The 20,578-nt window shown below is 61.9% G+C and carries 20 protein-coding genes; 13 read left to right on the plus strand and 7 right to left on the minus strand.

Going from position 1 to position 20,578, the window contains the following annotated elements:
* On the minus strand, positions 1 to 196 hold a 196-nt coding region (locus AC1DUY_RS29895; RefSeq protein ID WP_478115900.1), incomplete at its 3' end, for a helix-turn-helix domain-containing protein.
* A gap of 171 nt (positions 197 to 367) precedes the next feature.
* On the opposite strand from AC1DUY_RS29895, the gene AC1DUY_RS29900 reads away from it, so the two are divergent.
* The 11 genes from AC1DUY_RS29900 (at position 368) to AC1DUY_RS29950 (ending at position 13,823) form a co-directional block, all read left to right on the plus strand.
* Positions 368 to 1,111 carry an SDR family NAD(P)-dependent oxidoreductase gene (locus tag AC1DUY_RS29900; RefSeq protein WP_439061686.1) on the plus strand — a complete coding sequence of 248 codons (744 nt, stop codon included), beginning with the start codon at positions 368 to 370 and terminating at the stop codon, positions 1,109 to 1,111.
* A 103-nt stretch (positions 1,112 to 1,214) separates the two neighbouring features.
* The gene (locus AC1DUY_RS29905; protein ID WP_478118993.1) at positions 1,215 to 1,856 is read left to right on the plus strand and encodes an HAD family hydrolase; all 642 of its coding nucleotides are present in this window, start codon (positions 1,215 to 1,217) and stop codon (positions 1,854 to 1,856) included.
* A 124-nt stretch (positions 1,857 to 1,980) separates the two neighbouring features.
* Complete coding sequence (locus AC1DUY_RS29910; protein WP_478118995.1) at positions 1,981 to 3,114, plus strand: NHL repeat-containing protein; 1,134 nt, start codon at positions 1,981 to 1,983, stop codon at positions 3,112 to 3,114.
* A 248-nt stretch (positions 3,115 to 3,362) separates the two neighbouring features.
* Positions 3,363 to 4,175 carry a class I SAM-dependent methyltransferase gene (locus AC1DUY_RS29915; RefSeq protein WP_478118997.1) on the plus strand — a complete coding sequence of 271 codons (813 nt, stop codon included), beginning with the start codon at positions 3,363 to 3,365 and terminating at the stop codon, positions 4,173 to 4,175.
* A 311-nt stretch (positions 4,176 to 4,486) separates the two neighbouring features.
* Positions 4,487 to 5,017, plus strand: a complete 531-nt coding sequence (locus AC1DUY_RS29920; RefSeq protein ID WP_478118999.1) for an RNA polymerase sigma factor — start codon at positions 4,487 to 4,489, stop codon at positions 5,015 to 5,017.
* Positions 5,018 to 5,129: 112 nt separating this feature from the next.
* Positions 5,130 to 6,074 carry a FecR family protein gene (locus AC1DUY_RS29925; protein WP_478119001.1) on the plus strand — a complete coding sequence of 315 codons (945 nt, stop codon included), beginning with the start codon at positions 5,130 to 5,132 and terminating at the stop codon, positions 6,072 to 6,074.
* 211 nt (positions 6,075 to 6,285) lie between these two features.
* Positions 6,286 to 8,871 carry a TonB-dependent receptor gene (locus AC1DUY_RS29930; protein WP_478119003.1) on the plus strand — a complete coding sequence of 862 codons (2,586 nt, stop codon included), beginning with the start codon at positions 6,286 to 6,288 and terminating at the stop codon, positions 8,869 to 8,871.
* Positions 8,872 to 8,946: 75 nt separating this feature from the next.
* Positions 8,947 to 9,762 (plus strand): hypothetical protein, encoded by an 816-nt coding sequence (locus AC1DUY_RS29935; RefSeq protein ID WP_478119005.1) that lies wholly within the window; start codon positions 8,947 to 8,949, stop codon positions 9,760 to 9,762.
* A gap of 146 nt (positions 9,763 to 9,908) precedes the next feature.
* Positions 9,909 to 10,664: a hypothetical protein gene (locus tag AC1DUY_RS29940; RefSeq protein ID WP_478119007.1), complete on the plus strand. Its 756-nt coding sequence runs from the start codon at positions 9,909 to 9,911 to the stop codon at positions 10,662 to 10,664.
* An 11-nt stretch (positions 10,665 to 10,675) separates the two neighbouring features.
* A complete protein-coding gene (locus tag AC1DUY_RS29945) occupies positions 10,676 to 12,523 on the plus strand; it encodes a type I secretion system permease/ATPase (protein ID WP_478119009.1) in 1,848 nt (615 codons plus the stop codon).
* Positions 12,513 to 13,823, plus strand: a complete 1,311-nt coding sequence (locus tag AC1DUY_RS29950; RefSeq protein WP_478119011.1) for an HlyD family type I secretion periplasmic adaptor subunit — start codon at positions 12,513 to 12,515, stop codon at positions 13,821 to 13,823. Before AC1DUY_RS29945 ends, AC1DUY_RS29950 begins: the two co-directional genes overlap by 11 nt.
* Before the next feature lie 12 nt (positions 13,824 to 13,835).
* Here AC1DUY_RS29950 and AC1DUY_RS29955 read toward each other — a convergent pair whose 3' ends face one another.
* The gene (locus AC1DUY_RS29955) at positions 13,836 to 14,876 is read right to left on the minus strand and encodes an AraC family transcriptional regulator (protein WP_478119013.1); all 1,041 of its coding nucleotides are present in this window, start codon (positions 14,874 to 14,876) and stop codon (positions 13,836 to 13,838) included.
* Positions 14,877 to 14,957: 81 nt separating this feature from the next.
* On the opposite strand from AC1DUY_RS29955, the gene AC1DUY_RS29960 reads away from it, so the two are divergent.
* The gene (locus AC1DUY_RS29960) at positions 14,958 to 15,593 is read left to right on the plus strand and encodes a hypothetical protein (RefSeq protein ID WP_478119015.1); all 636 of its coding nucleotides are present in this window, start codon (positions 14,958 to 14,960) and stop codon (positions 15,591 to 15,593) included.
* A 54-nt stretch (positions 15,594 to 15,647) separates the two neighbouring features.
* Positions 15,648 to 16,430 carry a methanethiol S-methyltransferase gene (mddA, locus tag AC1DUY_RS29965; RefSeq protein ID WP_478119017.1) on the plus strand — a complete coding sequence of 261 codons (783 nt, stop codon included), beginning with the start codon at positions 15,648 to 15,650 and terminating at the stop codon, positions 16,428 to 16,430.
* Positions 16,431 to 16,490: 60 nt separating this feature from the next.
* Here the strand turns inward: mddA and der are convergent, their stop codons facing one another.
* The 5 genes from der to panB form a co-directional block, all read right to left on the minus strand.
* Entirely contained in the window at positions 16,491 to 17,876 is a 1,386-nt protein-coding gene (gene der, locus AC1DUY_RS29970) for a ribosome biogenesis GTPase Der (RefSeq protein ID WP_089263911.1), read from the minus strand.
* A 53-nt stretch (positions 17,877 to 17,929) separates the two neighbouring features.
* Complete coding sequence (locus tag AC1DUY_RS29975; protein ID WP_478119019.1) at positions 17,930 to 18,481, minus strand: hypothetical protein; 552 nt, start codon at positions 18,479 to 18,481, stop codon at positions 17,930 to 17,932.
* A 72-nt stretch (positions 18,482 to 18,553) separates the two neighbouring features.
* Positions 18,554 to 19,207 (minus strand): tetratricopeptide repeat protein, encoded by a 654-nt coding sequence (locus AC1DUY_RS29980; protein WP_068731023.1) that lies wholly within the window; start codon positions 19,205 to 19,207, stop codon positions 18,554 to 18,556.
* A 172-nt stretch (positions 19,208 to 19,379) separates the two neighbouring features.
* Positions 19,380 to 19,640: a hypothetical protein gene (locus AC1DUY_RS29985; protein WP_175366173.1), complete on the minus strand. Its 261-nt coding sequence runs from the start codon at positions 19,638 to 19,640 to the stop codon at positions 19,380 to 19,382.
* 88 nt (positions 19,641 to 19,728) lie between these two features.
* Positions 19,729 to 20,577: a 3-methyl-2-oxobutanoate hydroxymethyltransferase gene (gene panB / locus AC1DUY_RS29990; protein ID WP_120292267.1), complete on the minus strand. Its 849-nt coding sequence runs from the start codon at positions 20,575 to 20,577 to the stop codon at positions 19,729 to 19,731.
* Position 20,578 lies beyond the last annotated feature (1 nt).

A 20,578-nucleotide genomic window follows, 5' to 3' on the forward strand; every position in this document is an offset into this window, starting at 1 on the left:
GCGCTGTTGTCTGGCCCTGCGCGTAAGCGGGTTTGTAGCCGACCTGCACGCCGGCATTGCGCTTCAGCTCCCGGGAGACAGTCGATGGCGCGCGATCCAGAGCTGCCGCGATTTGCCGGATCGAGCGCCCTTCGGCGTAAAGCTGGGCAATCCTGTAGCGGTCATCCAGCGATAGCTGGGCGTAGGTTCCGTCCATCGCAACACCCTAATCTGGTGTTGCACTTCGTTTGAGAACTCAGGGGATCCATAGCGACGATCTAATTTGTTTCGCTCTGGATTAGACACGACCACCTTTCCGCATCATAACCCTCCCGTGTATGGATCCCCGCCTTCGCGGGGATGACGCCTGAGATTTATGAGCCGCGCTATGACCAAACCCCTCGCCTCCCGCATCGCCCTCGTCACCGGCGCCTCGCGCGGCATCGGCTATGCCACTGCGCTGGCGCTGGCCAAGGCCGGCGCGCACATCGTCGCCGTGGCGCGCACCCAGGGTGGCCTTGAAGAACTCGACGACGCGATCCGTGCCGAGGGCAGCAGCGCCACGCTGGTGCCGCTGAACATCACCGACCTCGACGGCCTGTCGCGCCTCGGCGCCGCGCTGCATGAGCGCCATGGCAAGCTCGACATTCTGGTCGGCAATGCCGGCGTCGCAGGCCCCTCGTCGCCGCTCGGCCATATCGAGCTGAAGGCCTGGAACGACACCATGGCCACCAACCTCACCGCCAACTTCCAGCTCATTCGCTGCATGGAACCGCTGCTGCAGCAGTCCGATGCGGGCCGCGCCGTGTTCGTCACATCCGGCACCGCCAGCAAGGCCTCCGCCTATCGCGGCCCCTATGCCGTCTCCAAGGCTGCGCTGGAAACGCTGGTGCGCGTCTGGGCCAATGAGACCGCCACAACCAATATCCGCGTCAACCTGTTCAATCCCGGCCCGGTGCGCACGCATATGCGCGCCATCGTGATGCCCGGCGAGGATCCCGAAACGCTCGACACGCCGGCGCAAGTTGCAGAGACCATCGTGCCGCTTTGCCTGCCGTCATGGACGGAGACCGGGAAGTTCGTCGACTACAAGACCGGCAAGGTGATGGGCTTCCACGCACCTGCCCCATAACTGCTTGCTGCGATCGAGGACCGGGCGCTCGCATTTCCTCAAAGATGCGTAGAACCTATAAGGTGAGAGACCCCGCAAACTGAGACGACATGGATCATCGCTTATGATCGAACTAGTGATCTTTGATTGCGACGGTGTTCTGGTCGATAGCGAGAGGATCGCTCTTGCGGTACTCGCTCAAGCAGCTACTGCTGAGGGGGCTGCGATTAGTGCGGAAGAAGCAATTCGGCTGTTTCGCGGAATGAAAATGGCAGACTGCGTCGCCGAAATTGAACGCAGATCGGGGCGCCGCGTTCGCAATCACTTTGTCGCGGACTTGAGGGAAGCCATAGCGATTGCGTTCGAGGCAAATTTGCAGGCTGTGGAAGGGATTCACGCGGCATTAGCATCAATCACGCTTCCAGTCTGCGTCGCATCAAACGGGCCAATGTCCAAACCTACGCACACTCTCGGATTGACCAAGCTTCTTCCACACTTCGAGGGACGCATATTCAGCGCCTATGAGGTTGGTTCATGGAAGCCGGACCCTGGGCTTTTTCTGCACTCCGCACGATCGCTGGGGGTCAACCCGTCGCGCTGCATCGTCGTTGAAGATTCACTGCCCGGAATTTGGGCGGCCAAGGCCGCCGGAATGCGCGTGCTCGGCTTTACAGCTGGTGACGCCGAAGTGGCGTTGGAACTGGGTACAGATTGCTCCGAACTGTTCGATAGCATGAGCGAGCTTCCGGCCCTGCTGGCAGGCTAGCGTCCTTTTGGGGAATTCGAACTGAGACACCAGCAATCACTGCCTCTCGGTTGACTCATAGCTAGCCGCGTTATTCACTCCCTCCCAAGCGGGACAACCCGCACCGACAATCAGGGAGGTCGTCATGGCGTCGCCAACTCATCGCGCGCGGTCACTGCGTGCACTTGCAACAGCAGCCCTCGCTTTCGCCACGCTGTCCCTCGCACCTCCCTCCTCCCGCGCCGCCGATATCCCCCGCTTCGAGGTCGACGCGTCCTGGCCGAAGCCGCTGCCGAACAACTGGATCCTCGGCCAGGTCGGCGGCATCACCACCGACAAGGACGGCCATATCTGGGTGATCCATCGCCCGCGCTCGCTGACCGATGACGAGAAAGGCGCGGCACTCAATCCGCCGCGTTCGAAGTGCTGCGTCTCAGCGCCGCCGGTGCTGGAGTTCGATGCCGCCGGCAATCTGTTGCGCTCATGGGGCGGTCCTGGCGAAGGCTATGAATGGGTCGGCCGCGAGCATGGCATCGAAGTCGACGAGAAAGGCTTCGTCTGGGTCGGTGGCAATCTCGACAACGACAATGCGATCCTGAAATTCACCACCGACGGCAAGTTCGTGATGCAGATCGGCAAGATCGCGCCGAGCAAGGGCAGCAACGACACCACCCAGCTCGGCAAGCCCGCCGAGACCGCCATCGACAAGGATGCCAACGAGATCTATGTCGCAGACGGCTACGGCAATCGCCGCGTCATCGTGTTCGACGCCACCACCGGCGCCTACAAGCGGCACTGGGGCGCCTATGGCAACAAGCCGAATGACGACAAGCAGGCGGCTTACGATCCGAACGCGCCGGTGGCACAGCAATTCGGCAATCCCGTGCATTGCGTGAAGCTCGCCAATGACGGCCTCGTCTATGTCTGCGACCGCATCAACAACCGCGTGCAGGTGTTCAAGAAGGACGGCAGCTTCGTGAAGGAGTGGTTCTACGAGAAGGCCACCCTCGGCAACGGCGCGGTGTGGGATCTCGCGGTGTGGCCCGATCCTAAGCAGAGCTGGCTGCTAACAGCGGATGGTGAGAACAACGAGATCCGCGTCATCAATCGCGACGACGGCAAGGTCGTCGGCACCTTCGGCCGTAATGGCCGTCAGGCCGGCCAGTTCCACTGGATTCACGCCATGGCAGTCGATACCAAGGGCAACGTCTACACGGCCGAAGTCGACACCGGAAAGCGCATCCAGAAGTTCAGGCTTGTCTCGGATGCGCTGAAGTAGCTGTCGCTACGAGTTATAGCCAGATCGTCTGTTTCCGGTCCCGACGATGCACGCCCCATGCTGGTGCATGCGAACAATGGAGCCGTCCATCATCTGGACAGCTCCATCGTTCGAGCGCCCGGTTGGAGAATTTGAATCACTGACGTTCGGCCAGGCGCAATGGCCCTGGCTCGGCTCTCGCCCTTCGGGACGACGCCGACAATACATGCTAGTCTCGCGCGCCATCAAACGGACGACGGGTGATAGCAATGCTGGAAACGGACAAGTTATTCGCGGGCTCGATTCCGGAAAACTACGACCACTATATGGTGCCGTTGATTTTCGAGCCCTACGCCGCAGATCTCGCACAACGCGCAGCGTCTTTCGCGCCAGGCGCCGTTCTGGAAATCGCCGCGGGCACCGGAGTTGTCACCCGCGCGTTGGCGCCAAGATTATCCCCCGGCGCAAGCTATATTGTCACCGACCTCAACCAGCCGATGCTCGACTACGCCGCGTCGCAACAAGCTCCGGACAATCGCATCACGTGGCGACAAGCGGATGCTCTGGCGCTCCCGTTTGAAAATGCGGCCTTCGATCTCGTGTGTTGTCAGTTCGGCGCGATGTTCTTTCCCGACCGCCCAGCCGCCTACCGCGAAGCAAAGCGAGTTCTGAAGCCCGGAGGGCATCTTTTATTCAATGTATGGGATCGCATCGAGGACAATGTATTTGCTGACGATGTGACGAATGCTCTCGCGAATATTTTTCCGGAAGATCCACCGCGCTTTCTGGCGCGCACGCCGCACGGTTACCACGATACGGCACTGATCCGTCGCGAGCTGGAGGACGCAGGTTTCTTCTACGTGACGATCGAGACGAGAGCCGAACAAAGCCGTGCATCCTCGCCGCACCTTCCGGCCGTTGCTTATTGTCAGGGAACTGTTCTTCGCACCGAAATCGAAGCCAGAGACGCGGGAAAACTGGAAGCTGCAACTGACTACGCAGCATCTGAAATTGCGCGCAGACATGGCAACGGCGAGGTTGCTGCTAAAATTCAGGCACACGTGATCGTGGCTGCGGCCTGAGTGTCGGAATATCCCGTGCCGGCACTTGGCATGGCCGGGCTTCCGTGAATTTCGAACCGTTCTATATCACGTCCTCATCAATAACTTGAGCTGGACAGTGGTACCGTCTATCTCTGCCGGACAATCAGGAATATCCTGACTACAGGAACCGGTGATGAGCGAGATTTCCGATAGCGACATTGGCGCCGTCGGTGACATGGTCGACGATCTCGTCATACAGACAACATATCGTTTGTATGGGTCAGCTATTGCCACGTTCTCAATGATCGCCGCAACGCATCGAAGCCCGTCTTGTTCGAACGCGTGACATCATGACCCTCTGGAAGAGCACAATCGCGAGGCTCTTTACGTCACATCGCGCTCATCTCGAAACGCTCGTGCGTCGCCGGGTCCGTGATCGTGAAGTGGCTTCGGAGATCGTCCAGGATGTCTTCGCCCGGGTGCTTGCCGCCGGGACTAACGGCTCGGATGAAGACAACAAGCGCGTACTCTACGCTGCAGCCCGGAACGCCGCGATCGACCATAACCTGACGGCATCGCGGCGGCATCATATGCTCGCCGACGTACTGCCTGAACAGCTCAGCCCCGGGCAGCCATCGGAAGATGCAGCATTGCAGGCGCGCGAAGCCGTCGCTGCACTGGATCGCGCGCTCGCGCAGCTCCCCACCCGAACCCGCGAGATTTTCATTCGCCGACGTGTCAATGGCGAATCCAATGCCGAGATCGGACAGCGGTTCGGCATTTCCGTGAGTGCCGTCGAAAAACATCTGCTACGCGCCATGCAACACTGCCGCGCCGCTGTGGATGATCATCTCAACCTCGCCAGCAAAGATTTCCGCTAAAATGGATGTGGGTTCTTTCTCGTCGCTCGTTGTAAAGGTAGGAGTAGCTGGAACGCTTCTAACGGCAGGAGCATTCCCGCGTCGCCTTTTCGATCGATCGAAGGAATTGCTGATGAAACCTGGCGACCGGCCAACGAAAGCACAGTGCGCCGCCGCTGATCTCTGGCTCATCCGACGCGACGGGACGACAACTGAGGCCGACGAAGCGTCCTTTCGGCAATGGCTCGATGAGGATCATCGTCATCAACTGGCCTATCGCGAAGCCGCGACGATCTGGCAGCAGCTTGAGGAGCCTGCCATTCGGCTGGCTGCATCCGGCCATCGTCGCGGCAACATCGCGGCCCGGCGCCAGATGAGATGGTGGCCGGCATTGCCCGCAGCGATCGCTGCAGCCTGCGTCATCTGGTTCGTCAATCCATCGATGGTCGAGAACTGGCAGGCAGATATTGTCACGGCGCGAGGTCAGGTGGTCGCCCGCGACCTGCCGGACGGCTCCCGCCTGAACATCGGTGCCGACACTGCCCTGGACCTAGACTTCAAGGATGGTCGACGCCGGGTCGTTCTGCGCCGTGGCCAGGCCTTTTTCGATGTAAAGCCCGACCAGACCGCCTTTACGGTCGACAGCGGCGCAGGCGAAATCCGCGTGCTCGGGACTGCCTTCAATATCGACCGGACGGCTGATGGTGTCGAGGTGACAGTTCAGCGCGGACTGGTGTCGGTCGCCGGCCAGGACCGCGATGCGACCGTCAAGCTATCGGCAAACCAGCATGTGCGCGTGTCCGACGGAAAACTCGGCACCGTGGAAACCGGAGACATTGACGCCAGGCTCGCGTGGATATCCGGCCGCCTGGTCTTCGACCGCGTTCCGCTATATCGGGTCGTCGAAGCGCTGCAGCGCCAGACATCAAGCCGCATCGTCATCCGCGGCCGCTTCAGCGATCTGCTCGTCTCCGGCACGTTTCCGACCACGAATGTTGATGAAAGCCTCACAGCCATTGCCGGCATGGTCGAGGGCAACGTGGCCCATCTCACCCCCTGGGTGACTGTGATCTACTGAACTCCTCCGCTTTTTACCGGAATTCTAAACCGCAACACCCACGGACCTGATGTGGGTTTGATTTCGTGACTCGTTGAACTGGATGAAGAGCAGAAGCTCTTCGCGGCGCTGGGGCGGCGCACAGCAAACAACGAGACAACGGAGTTCGTGCGTAATGCGGTTCGGGGGTAGACGGGGCGTCGCTCGCCATGTGGCGAGCGGGCTGATCGGCATGTTGCCGTTGATCACGACAATACCGGCCTTTGGCCAAGACAGTATCGAAGCAACAGCGACTGCCCGCACGACCTACCCGTTCAATATTCCCGCCAAGCCTCTTGCCACGGCAATTGCGGATCTCGGCGCCAGCAGCGGATGGCGTATTCTCTACACAATCCAGCTCGCGCCAGACATCCGCAGCCGGCCGTTGAACGGCAATTATACAGTGGCACAGGCGCTCGCACAGCTCCTGGCCGGCACCGGAATTACGTATCGCATCACCAGCCCGAAAGCAGCGCTGCTGATCGATCCGTCGCAGAGCCGTGCAGGTCCCGTCCCCTCCGGCGACGGCGTCCAGCTCGATACGATCGTCGTCGACGCGGCCAGAACCGATGGTGTTGGCTCCGGCTATCAGGGAACGCCGGACTGGGTCTATCAGCGCCCCGCAGCCGTCAGCGTGATTTCCCGGGAGGCGATCGAGAGCAGTCCGACGCGCAACGCGCGCGATCTCCTGGACAATGTGGCCGGCGTCTATGCCAATCGCTCGGCGGCGCAGAACCCCGGCATCAGCGTCAATATCCGCGGCCTGCAGGATCAGGACCGCATCGCCACCATGATCGACGGCGCGCGGCAGAACTTCCAGCGCAGCGGCCACGGTGCGACGCAGCGGACCTATGTCGACACCGCCTTCCTGCGCCAGATCGACGTGGAGAAGAGCACGACATCGGGCGTTGGAAGCGCCGGCGCGCTCGGCGGCCTTGTCAATTTCCGCACCTTCATCGCCGACGACCTGATCAAGCCCGGCAATCAATATGGCGGCATGGTGAATGCCACTACGGGTACCAATGCGTACAATTTCGACGGTTCGACGGCCGCAGCCGTCCGCGTGTCGGAGCGTTTCTCGGTGCTCGGCGGCGTCAGCTACAAGAACATCGGCGCCTACGATATCGGCAAGAACGGCACGATCGGTGGCGGCACCACGGCCTATGACGGCAATGTCTTCCTGTTCTCCGGCCAGGAGGTGTTCTCGACGATCCTCAAGGCCGAGGCACTGACGACCGAAGACGTCAAGATCACGATCGGCTGGCTGCATAACGATTCCCGGTACAATACCGGAAACTACGATGACACGATCGCACGCGGGGGCATCCTCAAGTCCAGCGAACAGGTCGCCAACGACACATTCACGTCAGCGCTCGACTGGAATCCGGGCAATGACATCGTCAATCTGAAAGCAAAGCTCTACTACAACCACCTCAAGAACGACACGGTCTCCGACGGCGCGTTTGCGCTGACCGGGCCTTCGAACTTCGTATTCTCGACGCTGGGCGGCAGCGTCGAGAACACCAGTCGCTTCGAGACGGGAATCGGCGCGCTGGCGCTCAATTACGGCCTGGAAGCGTTCAGTGACACCGGCAAGACGAAGCTGCAACGCGGCTTCACCGACGCCAACGGCGTCGACTATTCCAGCACCCTGACCGGCGGCACACCGAGCGGAGATCGCGACGTCGCCAGTGGCTTCGGCACGGCCACTCTCAAGCCAACGGAATGGGTGACCCTGATCGGCGGTGTCCGCTACGACTGGTATCATATCGCTGGCAATGCGACGATTTATGGCGATCCGAAGCCGCCGGTCATCGGTCAGAAGATGACCGACCCCGGTAAGCCGGCCGGCTGTAACCGGCGCGGCTGCTGGGACACTATTCTGCCGAAATATGAGCCGATCTACGGTCCCCCTGTCTATCCGAGCTATGATGTGGAGATCGATAAATCCGGCGGCGCCTGGTTACCGAGCTTCACGGTTGCCTTTCAGCCCACCGATTGGCTGCAGCCCTTCGCCAAATATTCCAAGAGCTATCGGCCCCCGACAATCATGGAATCGTTCCTGAATGGCGGCCACGACGCAAATGAAATCAATGGCTACGCGCCGAACCCGTTCCTGCGTCCGGAACGCGGCGACACCTACGAAGCCGGCTTCAATGTCCTGGCCAACGGCATCCTAACCGAGCGCGACACCGTCCGCTTCAAGACCGTCGGCTTCTATCGCGAGATCACGGATTATATCAGCTTCGGCCAGATCCGGAATGCGGAAGCCGCCAAACAATACCAGACCTACGTCAATCTGAATGGCGTCACCCGGATGAAGGGCGTCGAGATCGAGGCCAATTACGACGCGCGATTCCTCTATATCGGCGGGACAGTGACCCGCATCGACACCGATTTCGCCGACAGCTTCACGACCCCGTCGGGCAGAAACATGCCTATCAATAGCGGTCTCGGCGCCGCCGTCATCTTCGAACAGCCGAAGCTGCGCGTAACGCTTGATGCCGGCATCCGGCTGTTCGACGAGAAGTTGACGCTGGGCACACGCATCGTCGACGTCTCGAAGACCGTCCCTGCCCTCGGTTCGCTGCGCAGCGGCTACGAGATGCCGGGCTACCGCGTCTACGACATCTACGGATCCTACAGCTTCGACGAAGCGACCAAGCTGCGCTTCGCCGTGAACAACGTCACCGACCTTGCTTATGCGCCGGCGGTCGGCGCCAATTTCTACGCCGCGCCGGGCCGCACTGCGACGGTGTCGCTGAACTACAAATTTTAGGAATCCCCAAGCTCCCTCGCCGGGGATAGGTCGCTCGTCACACGACGGGCATAACAGCAGAGAAGGATATCCAGAATGACCTTAAATATTCAGCTCACGGCTGCGAGTAGCAATCTCGCGACTTATCTGGCGTCATACGATGCCAATTTCACCTACAACGGAAACGGCTGGTTCTCCACCTCGTTCACCGGCCAGGATCAGTGGTCGGCCGGCGTCGATACCGAAGGCACCGACAACAATCTGCCTTCCGTCATCATGAACATTCATGACTACACCTATTCGCCCGGTGCATTCAACGGTGACGTGGAATCGCTCACGCTTGGCCATAATCTTGAATATGTGCCGGCCACGGATCTGTGGGTGCAAGATCAGGAACTGATCATCACCAATAGCAGCGGCTACATGCCCGTCACCACCACCTTCAATCAGGCGATCTATTCGCTATCGCATGGCGGCCTGGTCGATGGTGGGACGTTCTTCGGTCAGTCGTTCGCGGGATTGACGGACTACTTCGCCGAGCAGGGAACGAACCAGACGGGCACCACGGGCGACGACGTTCTCCTCAGCTTTGCGGGCAACGACGTGCTGAGCGGCAACGGCGCCGTATCGGTGGATACATTCCGCTGGAGCGCTGATTATTACGACACTGCCGCGGGCACCACTGCCCAGGGCTGGGGCAACGACGTCATCACCGACTTCTTCGACGACGCCGATCAGATCCAGTTCTCAGGTTTCGGCTGGGCAAATGCCGCGGCATTCCAGAGTGCAGGCGGCAGCCTGTCCGGCAATGTCATCACCTATGCCGATGCAACGAACGGGCTGACCAGCACCATCACCGTGAACTTCGACGGCGGCGGCACACTGGACTGGAGCGATATTGCCTTCGTCTAACAGGCTTCGCTGCAACTCGCGGCCACGCGACCTGCTGACGCGACACTGATGTCGCGTCAGCCCCTTGCATCGGGATCGCCTGCAAGCTGGTCACGACGCGCCGCCGGATCACGACGTCCCGACAACCCAAATCTTGAGGAACGACAATGGCACTGACCGTCACCTACAGCGAAGCAAGCAGCAACCTGCCCGCTTATCTGGACAACTGGATCGACAATTTCGAATATCGCGGCACCGGAAATTTCAACGCCGTGAAGAACACCACCGACCAATGGTATGCCGGCACACGCATCGTCGGCGGCGTCGACAATGATAAATCGTCCATCATCGTGAGCGGCGATGACTTCTCCTATACGCCGGGCATCGTCGATGGCACGGTCACCAACCTGACACTCGGCAGCAATCTGGCTTATGTCTCATCGACCGACCTGTGGGTCCAGGATCCCGGTCTGTCGATCGGATTCAGCGGCGCAACGCTGACGTCGGCCTTCGATGCCGCGATCACCGATCTGTCGCAGAATGGCAGCCTGAACGGCCTTTACGGCTACTTTGCCGAACAGGGCACCATCCAGACCGGCACGGCCGGCGACGATGTCATGCTGAGCTTCGGTGGCAATGACAGCTTCACTGGCGGTCTTGGCAACGATACGCTCGTTTTCGCCGACGGGTGGGCCAATGACGTCGTGCTGGATTTTCACGCGGCCACCGGCGATTTCGACGTCCTCGACCTGCAGGGCGTGACCAACATCTCGAACTATGTCGACCTGTTCTTCAACCACAGCAACTGGTGGGACAATAGCAACGTGCTCACCATCACCGACGGCGCCAACTCGATCCAGCTCGATGGCTATGTCGGGACAGACATGCTTGGTCTGATCCTGGACGGCCACTTCACCGTCTGAGCAGAGCTGTCGTGGTGAAAGCTCCACAGCGTGTTCCGTCGCAGCCATTAGCTGCGGCGGCCATCTCGCCACTCAAGCCCGCGATCGCGGGGATCGCCGTGATCAGCGGCATCGTGAACGTGCTCGCGCTGACCGCGCCGCTGTTCATGCTGCAGGTCTATGACCGCGTGCTGGCCAGCCGCAGCGTTTCGACGCTGATCGGCCTCGGTGTGCTGGCGGCCACGCTCTACGCCTTTCAGTCCCTTTTCGACATCATTCGATCGCGCATTCTGCTGCGCATCGGCGAGCGCTTCGATCATCAGTTGTCCGGCCGCGTGCATGATGCCGTCGTCGGCCTGCCGCTTGAGATGCCTTTGCCCGGCGATGGCCTGCAGCCCTTGCGCGATCTCGACAATGTACGCGGCTTCCTGTCCAGCCCCGGTCCCACCGCCTTCTTCGACCTGCCGTGGATGCCATTCTACCTCGCCATCTGCTTCGTGTTTCATGTCTGGATCGGCATTACGGCCCTCGTAGGTGCCGTCATCCTCGTATCCCTCACCCTTCTCACCAATGCCCGCTCCAGGGGACCCGCCCGCGAGACCATCCAGCATGGCATGTTTCGCAACGCCCTGATGGAGGCCAGCCGTCGCAACGCCGAAGTGGTGCGCGCGATGGGCCTCGGCGGCCGGATGACCGCGCGCTGGCATCGTACCAACTCGGATTATCTGGCGGCCAATCGCCGGGCTGGCGATGTGGCGGGAGGCCTAGGCGGTGTAGCCCGCGCGCTGCGTGCGCTGCTGCAGTCGACCATGCTCGGTGTCGGCGCCTATCTCGTGATTAGGCAGGAAGCCAGCGCCGGCGTGATGGTGGCGAGTTCGATCATGATGGGCCGCGCGCTCGCGCCCGTGGATCTGGCCATCTCGACATGGAAGCCGTTCCTGATGGCACGGCAGAGCTGGGCACGGCTCGATGAATTGCTGACGTGCATGCCGGAAGCCACCAAGACGATGGCACTGCCGCGTGCCCATATCGATCTGCGCGTCGAAGCGATGACCATCGCGCCGCCCGGAGAGAAACGGCCGACGGTCACGGGGCTGAGCTTTGCCGTCTCCGCCGGAAGCGCTCTTGGCATCATCGGCCATAGTGGCAGCGGCAAGTCCACACTGGCACGCGCACTGGTCGGGGCCTGGCGACCCGCCAATGGCAAGGTGCGCATCGACGGCGCCAGCTTCGACCAGTGGGACCGCGAGATGCTCGGTCGCGATATCGGTTATCTGCCGCAGGGCGTCGAACTGTTCGATGGCACCATTGCCGAGAATATCTCCCGCTTCGAAGATGACCCGGACTCGGAGGCCATCGTCGCTGCCGCCAAGGCTGCCGGCGTGCACGATCTCATCCTGCGGCTGGAACATGGCTACCAGACGCGGATCGGCGAAGCCGGCTCCGCCCTGTCCGCCGGCCAGCGTCAGCGCATCGGGCTGGCACGCGCACTCTATGGCGATCCATTCCTGGTCGTGCTCGACGAGCCCAATGCCAATCTCGACGTCGAGGGCGAAGCGGCGGTCATCCGCGCCATCGCCGCTATCCGCGAGCGCAAGGGCATTGCCATTGTCATCGCTCATCGTCCGAGCGCAATCGGCGCCGTTGACCTCGTCCTGGTGATGGAAGGGGGTCGTGCCAAGGCATTCGGTCCGCGTGCGGACGTCCTCAGCAAAGCGCTGAAGGCTCCCGCCCCCGCAGCACACGGCAGCGGCACGATGACGGGCCATGCGGCCACCGCGCGGTCTCCGGCGCCGCTACGGGTGATCGCCAATCCCGCCGACAAGTCGGGAATGAGCACACATCCTCACGACGATATGGAAGATCGCGATGTCCGATAGCAATGTCTCGGCGGTCTCCCACTCGATCCTGCGCCACCTCGGCATCGCCACGCTGGCGGGTGTTGTGCTGGTGGGCGGCATCGGCGGATGGGCAGCGGCAACCAATCTGGCCGGTGCGGTCGTCGCCGCAGGACACTTCGTCGTGGATACCAACGTCAAGAAGGTCCAGCACCCGACCGGCGGCGTGGTCGGCGAAATTCTGGTCCGCGAAGGACAGCGCGTGACTGCAGGCGACATTGTAATGCGCCTCGACGCGACGCAGACGCGCGCCAATCTCGCCATCGTTACCAAACGGCTCGACGAATTCGCGGTCCGACGGGCCCGGCTCCGCGCCGAGCGCGACGAGGTCGGCGTCATCGCCTTCCCCGACGAAATCAGATCACGCGCCGCCGATCCGGAGATCGCACAGCTCATGGCAGGCGAAAGCAGACTGTTCGAACTGCGCCGCGACGCCCGGCTCGGCCAGAAGGCGCAGCTTCGCGAGCGCGGCCTTCAATACGGCAAGGAAGTGCGCGGCCTCGTGGCTCAGGAAGAAGCGAAAATTCGCGGCATCGGCCTGATCCAACGCGAACTGACAGGCGTGCGCGAACTCTGGGAGAAAGGGCTGGTGCCCATTCAGCGGATGATGGCGCTGGAACGCGAAGCGGTAAACCTCGACGGCGAACGCGGCCGGCTCGTTGAAGCTCAGGCGCAATCCGGCGGCAAGATTTCCGAAACACAGTTGCAGATGATTCAGATCGACCAGGATCTCCGCAGCGAGGTCGCCAGCAGCCTGCGCGACATCGAGGGCCAGACAGCGGAATATGTCGAACGGAAGGTGACTGCAGAAGATCAGCTCAAGCGGATCGATATTGTCGCGCCGCAAAGCGGACTGGTCCATGAGCTCGCGGTGCACACCGTTGGCGGCGTGATTTCGCCAGCCGACACCGTCATGCTGATCGTACCCGACAGCGACAGGCTGGCACTTGAAGTACAAATCAACCCGCAGGATATCGACCAGATACGGCTCGGCCAGCCTGCCGTGCTGCGCATGTCGGCCTTCAACCAGCGTACCACTCCCGAACTGAACGGCAGCGTCAGCCGCATCGCCGCCGACCTCACGCTGGATCAGAAGTCCGGGCTTTCCCATTACATCGTGCGGATCACCATCCCGCCGCAGCAACTGGCGCGCCTCGGCAAACTCGCTTTGGTTCCGGGGATGCCTGCGGAAGCCTTCATTCAGACCGGCGAACGCACAGTCCTGTCTTTTCTAGTCAAGCCCATCGGCGACCAGATCGCACGATCATTTCGCGAGGAGTAGCCGGTGTCGAGGTCAGCCGCTGCGCATGGGGCTCGGATACGGCTTCGCCGACTTCGCGCCGTCACGCCAGCGACCCGGCGCTATTCCGGTCACGCGCTTGAAGGCGCGATTGAAGGCCGCCTCGGAGTCGTAGCCGACATCGCTGGCGATGACAGCAAGACTGTCGCCACCCGTTCGCATGCGCTCCGCTGCCAACTGCATCCGCCAGCTGGTGACATATTCGATCGGAGCTTGGCCCAACACCTCGTTGAAGCGCTCGGCGAGCACCGTGCGCGACGTGCCGCATTCGCGGGCCAGATCGTCAACCGTCCAGCGATGACCGGGATTTCCGTGGACATGCCACATCGCACGTCCGAGCACGGGATCGTTCAGTGCTGCGAACCAGCCATGCGCGCTGGGCGGCAATCCCGCAGCGTAGCGACGCAGCACCTCGACGAATAGCAGCTCCATCAGTCGGCCGAGCATGATCTCGCTGCCGGGCGTCGCATCTTCGGTCAGTGAGAGAATTTCGCGCACCGTCGTGGCGAGAATCGCGCTCACCTTGTCGTCGCCGGCGCGATCGATGAGCATCGGCGGCAGGGTCCGAAAGACCGGAGAATGCAGCAGCTCCGACGATTCGATGAAGCCGCAGACCATGCGGGTCTCCCGCCCTCCGCCGCCATGCTCGATCGTCCACATGCCGGATAGTGGACCGGCCCGCACCAGTTCCATCGCGGAACACAACTCCGCGCCGTCGCCGCTGTAGAACCTGTGCGTGTCGGCAAACGGCATCAGCAGAACGTCGCCCGCAGCAATGGTGCCTCGCTCGCCACTGGCGAGTTCGACGGTGCATTCGCCCGCCGCGATCAAATGAAAAATGCTGACATGGCGCAAATGCGCCATCGGAGTGCGTTCGTCGAAATGTTTTGGGCTAATGAGGCCGAAGGGCTCGGTCAGGCTGGCGTTCAGAAATACCGATCCGCTGAGCCGGATCGACCGCAGCATATCTGCGAGCAAATCCCCACCGCGATCAATATCCGGCGTCGCTGCAAATGATGGCGGTGTCTCGATCATGCGAGGTCCTGAACCTCCGATCATCGTCCGCAGCCCCAACCATGCGCGGCATGTGGCGCATTGTATCCGATGGAGACGATGATGATCAAGAAACGGCTGTCCAAAGCCGCCGATCGTAGCTTCCGGTTGATTGCAGCACTGTTGATGCGGCGCGCCATTGCGCGGCTGATCAGCATCGACGACAACTCGCTATCCAAGGCAGGATTATCACGCGCCGCGGTGGCCGAGTTCCTCGAGAGTCCGCTTCAAACCGACCCGCACCGCTTCTTTGGTAGCAAGCATGCGCAGCGCGATGTGCAAGACGTCGATACCGCTCTTGAGTCGGGTCAAGTGTCGCTGCCCCAACCGGACCCGACTCAAAATCTCGCAGATGAATCGATCGCTTTCGACAGCCATCGCGCGCAGATCGATACGCTGCACCGGGAAACCATCATGCGTGCGATCCGACAAATGGTGAGCTTCCGCATTCGGATACTTACAGCTGGCGTGCTCGTCGCCGTCGGCGCCCTGAGCGCTTGCTCCGGCAGCCTGCCCGATCACAATGCGGCACAAATCCGCCGTGATCACCCCGCGCGTTGTCGGCTGCAGCCCGATGCCATTCCGTTAGCGCCGATCATGCGGCCGATCGTGCGCGTGGCCGAGGCATCCCTTCTCCCCGGGAAGCCGCGCGCCAAGCAACCCGAAGCGCGCGCGGGTCCTCCCGGACGGGCCAGCTGAGACAACGCTTACGCTTGGTTCAAATCGACAAGACAACCAGCAAAGGATAGTTCCATGACCCGCATCATTGCACTCCTCTACGGGCTCGCGTCCTACGCGATCTTCTTCATCACGATCCTCTATGCCATCGGTTTCGTCGACGGAATGATAGTACCAAAAGACATCAACACCGGAACGCAGGTTCCGTGGCTGGAAGCTGTGCTCGTCAATCTCGCTCTGATGTCGCTGTTTGCAATCCAGCACAGCGTCATGGCGCGGAAGTCGTTCAAACAGTGGTGGACGCAATATGTCCCGGCTTCGGTCGAGCGTAGCACCTATGTGCTGTTCGCCAGTCTGAGCCTTCTGCTGCTGTTCTGGCAGTGGCGCCCGATGCCGGCGATCGTCTGGCAGATCAGTAATCCACAACTGGTCATGGCGATGACAGGGCTTTCCCTGTTCGGATGGGTTCTCGTCTTCACCAGCACGTTCCTGATCAACCATTTCGAGTTGTTCGGCGTGCAGCAGGTGGTGCAGAATCTGTCTGACCAGAAGCCATCTGCGCCGGTGTTTCGCACGCCGCTCTACTACAAGTTCGTGCGTCATCCGATCTATCTCGGCTTCATCATCGCCTTCTGGGCGACGCCGCTCATGACGGTCGGACATCTGTTGTTTGCAGCCGTCACCACCGCCTACATCTTCGTCGGGATCTTTCTGGAAGAGCGCGATCTGGTCGAGCTGTTCGGCGACGACTATCGCCGCTACCGCGATCGGGTGTCGATGATCCTGCCGTGGCGCAAATCAGAGCGTCCGCCTACGCAGAGGCACGCCAATCCGTTCGGGCTCACCGGCGAGCGATAGGACACAAAATAAAAACGCCGGATCGCGTGCACTGCGATCCGGCGTTTTTTTGCTAGCTGATCAGTTCGGCCGCTTGCGCTTATGCGCGAACGGGTTCGCCTTCTCGCGCAACGTGATGCGGATCGGCGTGCCCGGCAGGTCGAAGGCTTCGCGCAGCGTATTGGTGAGATAGCGCAGATAGCTCGTCGGCACCGCATCGGCGCGCGAGCAGAACACCACGAAGCTTGGCGGCCGTGCCTTGTTCTGGGTGACGTAGTTCAGTTTCAGCCGGCGACCCGATACCGACGGCGGCGGATTCTTGTCGATTGCATCCTCGAACCAGCGATTGAGGCCGGCGGTGGGAATGCGGCGATTCCAGACCGCGTAGGCATCCTGTATCGCCTTCATCAGCCGTTCCACGCCCTCGCCCATCAGGCCGGAGATCGCAACGACCGGCACCCCCCTGATCTGCGGCAACAAGTGATCGGCATCGGTGCGCAGCGCGCCAATCTGGCCGCCCTGCTTCTCGACCAGATCCCATTTGTTGACCGCAAGCACCAGCGCGCGTCCCTCACGCTCGACCAGATCGGCGATGCGCAGATCCTGTTCCTCGAACTTGTTCTGCGAGTCCATCATCAGCACGACGACTTCGGCGAAACGCACCGCGCGCAGCGTATCGGCGACGGAGAGCTTCTCCAGCTTCTCCTCGATGCGCGAACGGCGGCGTAGACCCGCGGTATCGAAGATGCGGAAGTCGCGGCCCTTGTAGTTGAGCTCGACCGAAATGCTGTCGCGTGTGGTGCCGGCTTCCGGCGAGGTCAGCAGGCGCTCTTCGCCGAGCAGATAGTTGATGGTGGTCGATTTGCCGGCATTGGGGCGCCCGACGATGGCGACGCGGATCGGCCGCGTCTCGATCTCTTCTTCGGGAATGATGACGTCGTCGTCGTCGAATTCTTCCGGCTCTTCGACCGGCTCCGGCATCAGCACGCGCAGCGCGTCATAGAGCTCGCCGAGGCCTTCGCCGTGTTCGGCGGAGACCTGGATGGGATCACCGAGGCCCAGGGCATAGGATTCCATCGCGCCGACTTCGCCGTGCTTGCCCTCGCTCTTGTTGGCGAGCAGCAGCACCGGCTTGTTGGCGCGGCGTGCGAAATCCGCGAAGGCGCGGTCGTTCGGCGTCAAGCCCATGCGCGCATCGATGACGAAGAACAGCGCGTCTGCCAGCGCGATCGCCGTCTCGGTCTGTTCCTGCATGCGCGCGGTCAGTGAGCCCTTCGGGCCTTCATCGAGACCGGCGGTGTCGACCAGCGTGAATTCGAGATCGCCAAGCTTGCCCTCGCCCTCGCGGCGGTCGCGGGTGACGCCCGGGGTGTCATCGACCAGCGCAAGCTTTTGCCCGACCAGACGGTTGAACAGCGTGGACTTGCCGACATTGGGTCGGCCGATGATGGCAATGGTATAGGACATAGGTGATCCGTGCGCCCTTTACGGACAGCCTGTCAATGAGAGGGCGCGCGAACTCAGCGCGAGAAACTGCCCGACGGCACTGGTGCCGGGAATGGTGTGGTGGCCTGCTGGGCCGGCGCGGCTGCTGCCGGCTCATCCGGCGGCGGCGCGGTAGTGCTGCGACGGCGGGCGACCTTCTTGCCTTGCGGCGGAGGCGGTGCGGCAGCCGTGCTGCCTTCCTCTGTCGGCGCGGCATCCGGATCGGCGGGAGCTGCGCTGTCCTGACGGACGGTGCCGACCTGAACAGAGCCACGGCTCTTCGCCTTGCGGCCCTTCGGCTCCGGCGCGCCCGGCGGCGGCTGCAGTGGGGCGGCTGCGACGGGCGCAGCCTCCTGCGCGCGCTGGCGCTCGACATTCTCCTTGTAGAGATCGCGCGGCACACCCTGCTCAAGACCGGGGACGCCATCGGGGAATACCGGCTTGCGGTCGCCGGGCAGCTTCTTCTTGGTGTCCAGGAAGTCGAGCATGTCGGACGGGTCCCAGCCGGTCATGCTGCCGCAGCCCGTGAGCGCGCTGGACAGCGCGATCAGGACGGCGGCGGAAACGAGGCGTTGCATCGGGCGCATGGACGACTTCTCACTCAACTCGTGATCTGAACGATCGGCTTCAGGTCAACTCTAATTCGGCTCTTGTCTTGCTTAGCTTTTCGCGGCGGGCGGCAGCAGCGCCTGCAGTGCTTCGGCGCGGGTGCGCAGGCTCGCCGGCGTCTCCGCATCGTTGGACATCATGTCCAGCCACTGCCGCGTCGCCACGGCGTTGTTGGCCTTCCATGCCGACAGCGCCAGCAGCTCGCGCGCCGAATGGCGATAGGTGCTGGTATTGGTCGTCGCCGGCTCCAGGCGCGTCTGCATCGCCTCATAAGGCGTGGTCTCCAGCAGCAGGCTGCCAGCGCGGATGCGCGCGAGATCCTGCTCGGGTGCTGGAACGGTGCGGTCGGCGATGATGTCGTCATAGAGCTTCACCGCGGCCTGCGGGTCGCGCGAAGCAGCCTCAGCAGCGGCGCGCAGACGCGCCAGCGTGCGGTAGCCGGACGGCGCCTCGGCAGCGAGCTTGGTGAAGGCGGCTTCCGCCTCGGCATGCTTGTTCTGCTCGGCAAGCTCGACCGCGCGGTCGAACGCCGCACCGGCCACGGCGGCCTTCTTGGCCTCGAGATAACTGTAGCCACGCCAGCCGCCGACGCCGACCACGATCAGAATCGCGACTGCGATGATCAGGAGCGAATACTTCTCCCAGATCTTCTTGAGCTGCTCGCGACGCAGGTCTTCGTCGACTTCATTAAATAATTCAGACACTTAAAGGTATCCTGTCCCCGATGGGCCGCGCTCACCCCGAGCGGCGCCGGGCATATACGCTCCGGCATGGCGGCGGCGATACCCTAGCGTTATGGCGCTGGCAAGGCAAAGCCAGCGCGATCAAAGCGTTATCCCGAAATGCTTAATTTCGAACCGATGCCTTTTAGGCCCGTCAGTTCATGCCGCCAGCGCCGCCGCTGGTGCGGCCATTGGCATTGGACCCGGCGCTGTTGTCGCCAAAGGCTGAGTTGGCGTTGTTGCCGCCCAGCGCCGCATTGCCGCGGGTGTCGTTAAGCGGGTTTGCGACCGGACGCGGCTCCTCGACGCGATAATGGGGCTTCCGCTCCTTTTTGGCCGGCTCCGCGTGCGAAACCGCGGGAAGCAGCGCCAAAACGGCGACAAAGCTCAGGAATTTCAAGGCCTTCATCATCAACATCCTTCGCATTGCCCCTGCATTTCAACCCCGACCGGGCCGCAAAATTCCTGCGGAAATCCTGCGGCCGTCTTGCGTCAAACTTGCGTCAGCCCTTCGGCTTGCCGCCATAGACATGTTCCGGCCCCGGAAACGCGCGCGAACGCACATCGGTTGCGTAACCCTCGATGGCGGCCTCGATCATCGGTCCAAGATTGCCGTAGCGCTTGACGAATTTCGGCACCCGCGCCGACAGGCCGAGCATGTCTTCGAGCACCAGCACCTGACCGTCACAAGCCGGGCTCGCGCCGATGCCGATGGTCGGGATCGGAATCGTCTCGGTGATCTTTCGCGCGAGTGGTTCGGCGACTGCTTCAATGACGACGGAGAACGCGCCGGCTTGCGCGATAGCAATCGCATCGTTCTGAATCGGACCCGGCGCGTTATCGCCCCGCGCCAGTGCCTCGGCCTCGGCCTTACCTTGCGAACGGAACGAACCGAGCGCTGCGATCGACTGCGGCGTCAGGCCGATATGCGCCATCACCGGGATGCCGCGCTCGGTGAGGAAGGCGATGGTCTCGGCCATGCGCGCTCCGCCTTCCAGCTTCACGGCGCCGCAATGGGTCTCTTTCAGGATGCGCGCGGCAGAATGAAACGCCTGCTCTTTCGAGGCTTCATAGGAGCCGAACGGCATATCGACGACGACCAGCGACTGCTTGGAGCCGCGCATCACCGCATGACCCTGCAGGATCATCATCTCCAGCGTCACGGGGATTGTGGTCTCGAAGCCGTGCATCACATTGCCGAGCGAGTCGCCGACGAGGATCACGTCGCAATAGCGATCGACCAATGAGGCCGTATGCGCATGATACGAGGTGAGCATCACGATCGGCTCGCCGTTCTTGCGCGCGAGAATATCCGGTGCGGTCTTGCGCTTAATGGCCGACTGAACTGACATG

Source organism: Tardiphaga sp. P4_G1 (genome assembly GCF_056401215.1).